General features: G+C 43.1%; 12 protein-coding genes. 8 read left to right on the top strand and 4 right to left on the bottom strand.

The features are described from left to right. A partial coding sequence (locus tag Q0389_RS09610) for a lytic transglycosylase domain-containing protein (RefSeq protein ID WP_298693770.1) occupies positions 1 to 803 on the top strand: 803 nt, incomplete at its 5' end. Here Q0389_RS09610 and Q0389_RS09605 read toward each other — a convergent pair. From Q0389_RS09605 to Q0389_RS09590, 4 genes are all read right to left on the bottom strand, one after another. Continuing rightward, positions 721 to 1,206: a hypothetical protein gene (locus tag Q0389_RS09605; protein ID WP_298693768.1), complete on the bottom strand. Its 486-nt coding sequence runs from the start codon at positions 1,204 to 1,206 to the stop codon at positions 721 to 723. The genes Q0389_RS09610 and Q0389_RS09605 overlap by 83 nt on opposite strands. 74 nt (positions 1,207 to 1,280) lie before the next feature. Beyond that, positions 1,281 to 3,365, bottom strand: a complete 2,085-nt coding sequence (locus tag Q0389_RS09600; protein WP_298693766.1) for a CHASE2 domain-containing protein — start codon at positions 3,363 to 3,365, stop codon at positions 1,281 to 1,283. 3 nt (positions 3,366 to 3,368) lie between these two features. After that, positions 3,369 to 3,965 carry an OmpA family protein gene (locus tag Q0389_RS09595; protein ID WP_298693764.1) on the bottom strand — a complete coding sequence of 199 codons (597 nt, stop codon included), beginning with the start codon at positions 3,963 to 3,965 and terminating at the stop codon, positions 3,369 to 3,371. A 2-nt stretch (positions 3,966 to 3,967) separates the two neighbouring features. Next, positions 3,968 to 4,396 carry a FecR domain-containing protein gene (locus Q0389_RS09590; RefSeq protein WP_298693762.1) on the bottom strand — a complete coding sequence of 143 codons (429 nt, stop codon included), beginning with the start codon at positions 4,394 to 4,396 and terminating at the stop codon, positions 3,968 to 3,970. A 170-nt stretch (positions 4,397 to 4,566) separates the two neighbouring features. On the opposite strand from Q0389_RS09590, the gene mobB reads away from it, so the two are divergent. From mobB to Q0389_RS09555, 7 genes are all read left to right on the top strand, one after another. Next, the gene (gene mobB / locus Q0389_RS09585) at positions 4,567 to 5,073 is read left to right on the top strand and encodes a molybdopterin-guanine dinucleotide biosynthesis protein B (protein WP_298693760.1); all 507 of its coding nucleotides are present in this window, start codon (positions 4,567 to 4,569) and stop codon (positions 5,071 to 5,073) included. Further along, positions 5,070 to 5,915, top strand: a complete 846-nt coding sequence (locus Q0389_RS09580) for a class 1 fructose-bisphosphatase (protein WP_298693759.1) — start codon at positions 5,070 to 5,072, stop codon at positions 5,913 to 5,915. Before mobB ends, Q0389_RS09580 begins: the two co-directional genes overlap by 4 nt. After that, positions 5,899 to 6,093: a hypothetical protein gene (locus tag Q0389_RS09575; protein WP_298693758.1), complete on the top strand. Its 195-nt coding sequence runs from the start codon at positions 5,899 to 5,901 to the stop codon at positions 6,091 to 6,093. Before Q0389_RS09580 ends, Q0389_RS09575 begins: the two co-directional genes overlap by 17 nt. A gap of 153 nt (positions 6,094 to 6,246) precedes the next feature. Continuing rightward, on the top strand, positions 6,247 to 6,669 hold the full coding sequence (locus Q0389_RS09570; RefSeq protein ID WP_298693757.1) for a hypothetical protein: 423 nt from the start codon (positions 6,247 to 6,249) through the stop codon (positions 6,667 to 6,669). Between the two features lie 51 nt (positions 6,670 to 6,720). Then, the gene (locus Q0389_RS09565) at positions 6,721 to 7,038 is read left to right on the top strand and encodes a nucleotidyltransferase domain-containing protein (protein WP_298693756.1); all 318 of its coding nucleotides are present in this window, start codon (positions 6,721 to 6,723) and stop codon (positions 7,036 to 7,038) included. After that, positions 7,031 to 7,408: a HepT-like ribonuclease domain-containing protein gene (locus Q0389_RS09560; RefSeq protein ID WP_298693754.1), complete on the top strand. Its 378-nt coding sequence runs from the start codon at positions 7,031 to 7,033 to the stop codon at positions 7,406 to 7,408. The genes Q0389_RS09565 and Q0389_RS09560 overlap by 8 nt, the downstream gene beginning before the upstream one ends. An 82-nt stretch (positions 7,409 to 7,490) precedes the next feature. Further along, a partial coding sequence (locus Q0389_RS09555; protein WP_298693753.1) for a class I tRNA ligase family protein occupies positions 7,491 to 8,118 on the top strand: 628 nt, incomplete at its 3' end.

Genomic DNA, 8,118 nt, shown 5'->3' with positions numbered 1-8,118 from the left:
CCCTCTATGCCAAAGAGAAATTAGGGATTGATACCGAAAATTATTTTACGACGCTTCCGACATCGGGCCCCGGCGGTTTCAGGGGGGATGATCCTTTCATATGGAATTCCCTGCATAAAGAGATCGAAGCCTCTACTCCCGACACTTTGGTTAATCTGATCGAACGTTACGACGGTGAAGATTCGGTTGCGGTACAGGCCTACATGATAGAGCGTGCCTACACACCGCTCATCCACGACTTTACGATGCCGTACAATCAATATATGCAAAACCTGACAAACGATCAAAAAGCGATCGTGTACGCGTTGATGCGTCAGGAGACGCGATTGATCCCCGGACTGATTTCCCGTTCGTTTGCATTGGGACTAATGCAGCTGATGCCGTTCGTCGTAGATGAGATTGCCAAATCCAATCCGTTTAAACCGACATCGTATGATGATATGTTCAATCCCGAACATAACATTGCATACGCCATTGTGCATCTGAATTATCTGCAAAAATATCTCTATAATCCGGTCTTTATCGCCTATGCGTACAACGGTGGAATGGGATTTACGAAAAGAATGCTTCAAAACGGAACCCCGTTTCTAAGCGGTACGTACGAGCCGTTTTTAAGTATGGAGCTGATTTCTAATGCCGAAAGCCGCGAATACGGCAAGCGGGTCCTTGCCAATTATGTCATTTATAAAAAGATATTGGGTGAACCCGTATCGATCGGTGCTATTTTTGATAGCTTAACGCAACCGACCCTGTCTGATTATTTTCGAGCTGAAGAACTAAAGAACTCTCAGCCGACGGGTTGAAGCGGACGAAATAAAAACGATTCCAATTGTTTTGGATCGGCATCATAGCGCGGCGGGGATCTTTGCTATCGAGCAACTCGATCGACGTCGCTTTTTTCCCGTTAAGCGTCAGCGAATATCCGTTTGACTCGAGTTCACGTACTCTAATCGTGCGATCGTCATTTTCAAAATAAACGGCTACGATAAAATACTCCCCGTCTTTGTAGTCGGCCGGATCGATTTTATTCAAATAAAGTGATGACATAATCGCTTTAGTTTCCAAAGAGAGTACGATTGTTCCGGTACGTGTTTGCTCGATCGCTTTTTCGTGCGCTTCATCCATCTTAAATAGATCGAAGGCCCCTTTTTGTGCACAGCCGCTAAAGGCTAATAAAGCTGATAAAGTAATCCAAGATAATCGCATCCTAATCCTTTTTAATCGAATAATGCTCATTATACGCAAACTCCCCTTAGAAATATGCGCCGGAGTAAGATATATCATGCGTGGCGTCGTAACGGAATCGAAATCGTGAATAATGTTCCTCCGTCCGTATTGACAACGTTGATATTCCCTCCCATTTTGGTTCGTATGATGGCATACGACATATACAACCCGATTCCACTCCCTTTGCCCTCTTCTTTGGTCGTAAAATAAGGTTCAAAAATCCGCCCGATTATATTTTCGGCTATCCCTCCTCCGTTGTCTTGAAGAGATAAAACGGCATTGGAATTCTCCGTTAAAAGACGAATAATAATCTTCGGCAAAGCCGGTTTTCTCTCATCCAAGGCATCCCGGGAATTTTGCAAAAGATTAATCATCACCTGTTTGAATTCGCTTATCGATCCGTTAATTTCCAAAGGTACATCGCAGTATCGAACGTCAATTTCAATGCCATGCGATTCAAACATACCGGAAAGAAGCTGCAACGATTTTGAAACGGCCTCATTCAGATCAAACGGGGCATTGGTCTGGTCAGGTTTGACAAAATTACGAAAGTCTTCAATCGTTTGCGACATAAAAACAATTTGTTCCATCGATTCGCTGCTCATCGTATGCAGATAATCTTCATTCACTTTTCCAGAGTGATAGGCATATTCGACATCTTGTATGATCACACCGAGCATATTAAGAGGCTGTCTCCACTGATGGGCGATGTTATCGATCATCTCGCCCATCGCCGCCAACTTGGATTGTTGAAAGAGCATCGTTTTTTGATATTCCCGTTCACTTTCACTTTGTTCTAACGCATTGCTTAGACGCTGTTTTTGCTCTGCCGCTTTTTGCATATCTGCGATAAATTTTTTGGTATTCCGATAATCGATAATAAACATCAATAGCCCGAGTACAAACAAAAAAGAGAACAACGGAATGACAAAATATCCGATTGAAATGTATATATGATATTCCCAAAGAGCATAGGTCAATACGAAACTGATCACTGCCGCAGCCGCGAAGAGGAGCACTACATGCAAATAGCGTTTTCGGTTCATCCAAAATAGAAGCACTAACGCCGTAAAAAATGAAGTTAAAATAGCCAAAGGCTTATAGATATCGGGTTGAACACTGAGATCGTTATTTAGAATATTTTCGGCTAACGTCGCATGTACGAATACTCCAGGTCGCATCGTCCCGTCCGTAATCGTATGGCGCGTATCGAGTCCGAGGGCGCTCGATCCTATGAAAACGATTTTTCCTTCCATTCTCTTCGGATCGACGTTTCCATGCAAAAGGTCATATGCCGAAACCCGATGATACTGATTTGCAGGATAAAAATGCAACAATCCTTCCGCAAATTTATCCATCGTAAAACGATACTTCGAAATCTCAACACCCATGTCACCGATCAGAGGCGATACCGGATAAATCCGTATCAGCGCCTCATTCGATGTTCCTACGGCCGCCATTCCGAGAGTCGGTACCAAATTATCGTTATTACGTATAAAGAGGGGAAGCCTTCGCAAAATTCCGTCTTTATCGGCGGTAGCATGGATATGTCCGCTCCCTTGTGCATGTTGCTGAAATCGGGGAAGACTGCATACCAGCGAATCGATATTGGTAAGCGTATATAAAAAATCAGCTGAAGACTGATTTACACGGTTCGGCAGAAAACAAGACGTTTGACGATTATTGCTATCGGCAAATACGGGTAGAACACTCACCGTACGATTCATCGCATCCGACAAAAGACGATCATTACTCTCAAGCGGCTTCGGCAATCCCTGTACGGTCACATTCAAACCGAACAGTTCGCGGTAAAACCCTTTTAGCGTATCCGGTGAGGAACGGTCTTTTTCCGAGAATATAATATCAAAAACGATAGAGGCAGGTTTGGCATCGGCGATGGTATTGACCAATTCGGAGGTTATCATTCTCGGCCACGGCCATTGCCCGAAAGCTTCCAAGCTCTTTTCATCGATTTCGACGACAAGTGTCGAATCCGGAGAATGTCTTGAAGGGAATGAGTGGGCTATACGGTCGTAAAACTTATAATCCAGTTGACTCAGTAAAGGAGTTTGCCACCAAAGCCAATAAAAAAGCACAGTCAGCGCAAACGATACGAATGAAAAAAACAAAGCTCTCATCGTTTAGCGTATAATCACTTCCACACGACGATTTTTAGGCTCAGATATACCGTCTTCCGTCTTGATAAGGGGATCATTTTCACCGTATGACGTCACGGTTGTGTATTTTACTTTCACGTTGCGGCTCGTTAAAAATGCTTCAACGGCACGTGCCCGTTCCAACGCGAGTGCATAGTTTTTATCGGCATCTCCGACACGGTCGGTGTGACCGATAATATCCACCGCAGCCGGTTCATGTGCACCGATCAACGTCATCAGCTCATCAATCTGATTTTTCGATTCGGACGTAATTTCCGCCGTTCCGGGTTCAAAATAAAACAGTATCGACTCGGATTTTATCGGCAAAGCGTTCAAGACATCGGCATATTTGCGTCGAATGGTATCGGGATCGCCTTGCTTGACTTCGGAAGGTTTTTGATCATTGGCTTCCAAAACCGTATAAAAATAAGGTTTATCGACCGTAACATTTCCCTCTCGTGTCGCTACCGCGATAGCGTTATGGGTAGTGTTGTTATCCAATAAAACAACTGTCGTCTGCGATTGTGAGCACACATACGGAAGCGCTACGACTATCGTTGTCCATACCAATAAGGGAATCATTTTTACTCCGCCTCAACTACAAATTTCGTACCGCGGATTCCGATAACGCCCTGCGGTACCCGAAAATTGACCTTTTCAGGTGCAAGCTTGCCGATTTTTCCAGATTCGAATACAGCCGTCCCTTTTTGAAGCGTCAAGTCAAACCGAAATACTTTTTCGGAAGGCTGAAAAAGATAATCGTCAATAACTAAAACACTTTTAGGACCTACCGATACACGTGTTCCGTCATTAAAAGAGACCCCTAGTGTACCGGTTGCTCCGGTTTGAATAACGTCTCGGCGCAGGAGTTGTTCCCCCTTTTCTGCCGGTAGAATCGCGTTTTCACGTTTTACGACAGTTTCACCGCGAACATTTTTGATAAAAGCGACGGCTTCGGAAGCGAAAACACTAAGGGTCATCATCATGAGTATAACGATTGATTTCAAGATCATTGCTCACCTTTCATCTGCTCTAAATAATGGCAAACTTTACCGTATATGAGCTTATAGTTGCATATTCAACCGATTGTTTAGTTTAGCCGAACGAACATTCGGGTTAAGTTTTAGAAACTTTAAAATGAACCTTGACTATAATATCCTCAATTTATACAGAGGCGGATTTTTTGAAAAAACGTTTAGCCGTTGCATTTACCGGCCCCTCAAACAGCGGTAAAACAACCCTTATTTTAAAAGTAGCACGCAAACTGATTCATGAACGCGGTTTGCAGGTCGCTATCATCAAAAACGATCCGAAAGACAAAGCCCAATTCGACGTCCCCGGGAAAGACAGCTACAAATTCAGCGACACGGGAGCTGAAGTCGTCGTAACCTCCCCTACACGCACAACCTATTTTTCCCGTCGCCATAAAGAATTGGACGAAATCATTCAGCTTTTCGGCGAATTTGACGTTTTGTTGGTCGAAGGGCTCAAGAACCTTCCCCTACCCCGTATCAGTATTTTTCGCGGCTCGATCGATACCGATTATTTTCCCTATATGAACGCACTAGCGATTGATGAGAGCATCGATCCGGCCCATTATACACTCCCTACCGAAATCGATCTTCTCGATCTGAACAATCCCGATCAGGTGATCGAATGGATTTTAACTCATGCAAAGGTAATCGAATGAACACCATTTTAGAAGCGATTCAAAAAAGCGCTATACGGATCAAGCACGCCATCGATGTCAAAGATATCGGATATTCTCAAGAACAAAACAGTTCCGGAGAAACCCAACTGCAGCTGGATATCCAAAGCGACCTCATTATCGAAGAAGAATTAAGCCGTGTTGCGGGTGTCCATACCATCGCCAGCGAAGAGAAAGAAGAACCGATGGTTCTGAACGAAAGCGGACACTATTTCATCGCATTCGATCCATTGGACGGTTCTTCGCTCGTCGATGTCAATCTTAGCGTCGGGTCGATTTTCGGGATTTACGAAGGCGCATTCACGCCGGATAAAATGATTGCTTCATGTTACGTCGTTTACGGACCGCGTGTCGAACTCGTTTTTGCCGATACCGAAAAAGTGTCACTCTACCTTCTTCAAGCGGGAGAGTTTGAATTCGTCAAGCATATCCGTTTGAACGAAAAAGGGAAGATCAATGCTCCGGGTGGTACACAACAGTGCTGGGCACCTTTTCATAAAAGTATGATCGATTCGTTTTTCGCACGCGGATATCGCCTGCGCTATTCGGGAGGAATGGTTCCGGATTTGCATCAGATCCTTTTAAAAGGGGGCGGTCTGTTCAGCTATCCGGGTGCATCAGATAAACCCGAAGGAAAACTCCGTATGCTGTTTGAAGTCTTCCCATTCGCCTATATTTTCGAAAAAGCGGGCGGAAAAGCGATTGACGGGACTAAGCGGGTACTCGAGAAACAGCCAAAACACGTACACGATACCAGTCCGTGTTTTTTCGGTTCATGCGACGAAATCAATGAGGTATTGAGTGTCTATGCCGGACAGCAATGATATCTACGAAGAAAAGCTGGATGTTGCAATGCAAGAGATGCAAGCGTGTCAGCAGGAACGGAATATGGAAAGCTGTTACGTATGCAGCGAGTGCATAGGGTGTGAAATACGGGCTAAATATGTCCGCAGCGTTTTTGAAAGTATGTCCAAAGGTGAAACCGGCGGGTTTGATTTTTAATACATTGTCATTCCCGACTCCGATCGGGAATCCATCAATCTCGTCATTCCGTACTCGATACGGAATCCATCCCCACTTTATTCCCTCTAAAGCTATAAATTATTATCATCTTTTAACAAATTAAAATAAGAAGTTTTTCTAAAGGAAATTTCAATGAAAAATCAAGTTTTGATAAGGCTACTTATTCCGACATTTTTTCTTAGCTCAGCACTGCATGCAGTAGAAACTAATAATTTATTAGAGGGACGCTATGAATATCGAACAGATACAGAAAGCTTAGAAATACGTGGGAAACAAGTATGCTTTTTTCCCTCTAAATCATCATCAAAAAGTATACCACGACCTAGTGGTGATTATCGCTTTCCATGGTTTTGCTTCAAAAATTCAGAACAATCAGCACATTTATTTGGTTTTAGTATAAATCAAAATTCGAATAAATGTGGTTTTGAAGGAAATGCAAAAATTAAAATTTCGAACTATATACGCTATGATGGAGAAGGTGATGCCAATGATATTGCTACACTTGATGCTGTTTTGAAAAATACAAATCCTCACACTATATCTTGTTCAAATTAATATTCTCTCAGAGTTAGAGTGGTTATATAGAAACTCTGTTATAATTAACACATGACAAAAAAAGAAGAAATTTTAGCTTATCTCTCATCCATTCGTCCAAAATTAGAAAGTGAAGGGATTGAGAAGTTAGGACTTTTCGGTAGTTATGCGCGTGAAAATGCCGTGTGGGGCAGCGATATTGATATTGTGATGCACACCACTCCTCGCTTTTTGCAAGTACATCCCGGGTGGGAAGCTTTACGCGTAATCGAAGAACTGCGAAGTACCATTTCTCATCGTTTCGGTGGTGGACGTGTTGATATTTGCGATCTTTCAGGATTGGACGAAGCTAAAAAAACGAAACTCCTCAAAGAAGCGATCTATGTCTGAACAGCATGATATAGAACGACTACAAACTATCATCGAAAAAATTGATCTTATTCTCGAAATTGTCAATGAAAGTGGTGGAATCGTTGCCGCGTTGTCAGACACCAAACTCAAACGTCCTGCTATTTTGATGCACCTTGTCGCTATGGCAGAACAGTTTGAGAAACTCAAAAATGATGCCGCATTTACGATACTATCTCATTTTGATCGTGAAGACCTCAAAGGCTCATATGATATTCGTAATTTCATTGCTCATGATTATGAGGGGATCAATCTTCCAATTATAGAAATGGTTATCCGTGATAAACTTCCACATATTAAATTATGTGCAATATCAGCACTACAAATTAGCAAAAATCAACCCTCAATTTAATACTTTCAAATCAAATACCCGATAAAATAGCGGTAATTTTCCACCGATACTGTATGCACGGTTAATTTCTCTAAGGAACCCAATGAAAAATTACATTACGACTCCGATCTATTATGTCAACGGCGAAGCGCATATCGGCCACGCCTATACGACGTTCATCGCTGATACCTTGGCCCGCTACTCGCGCCTTGCCGGATATGAGACTTTTTTCCTGACCGGAACGGATGAACATGGACAAAAAATCGAAGAATCGGCCCAAAAACAAAACAAACCGACTCAACAGTTTGCCGATGAAATCAGCGCTACATTCAAAAACCTGTGGGATGAATTTGATATTAGTTACGATCAATTCATCCGTACTACCGATGAATCTCATAAAAAAGGGGTTCAAGCCGCTTTTTTAAAGATGTTTGAGAAAGGCGATATCTATAAAGATTTTTACGAGGGGAACTACTGCGTCAGTTGCGAAGCTTTCTTCCCGGAGTCTCAGCTGATGGACGGGGGATGCTGCCCCGATTGCGGACGCGCGACAACGATCGTTAAAGAGGAGAGCTATTTTTTCCGTCTTTCCAAATACGAGAAACCGCTATTGGAGTATTACGAAGCCCATCCCGAATTTATTCTCCCGAAATCACGCCGTAATGAAGTAATCAGTTTCGTAAAGGGGGGACTGAACGATCTCTCCGTTACCCGAACCAGTTTCAGCTGGG

The sequence above is a fragment of the uncultured Sulfuricurvum sp. genome (assembly GCF_937936435.1).
In the GTDB taxonomy this organism is placed as follows: domain Bacteria; phylum Campylobacterota; class Campylobacteria; order Campylobacterales; family Sulfurimonadaceae; genus Sulfuricurvum.
Note: the sequence above shows the minus strand (reverse complement) of the source record. Positions and strands in the feature narration are given on the sequence as shown.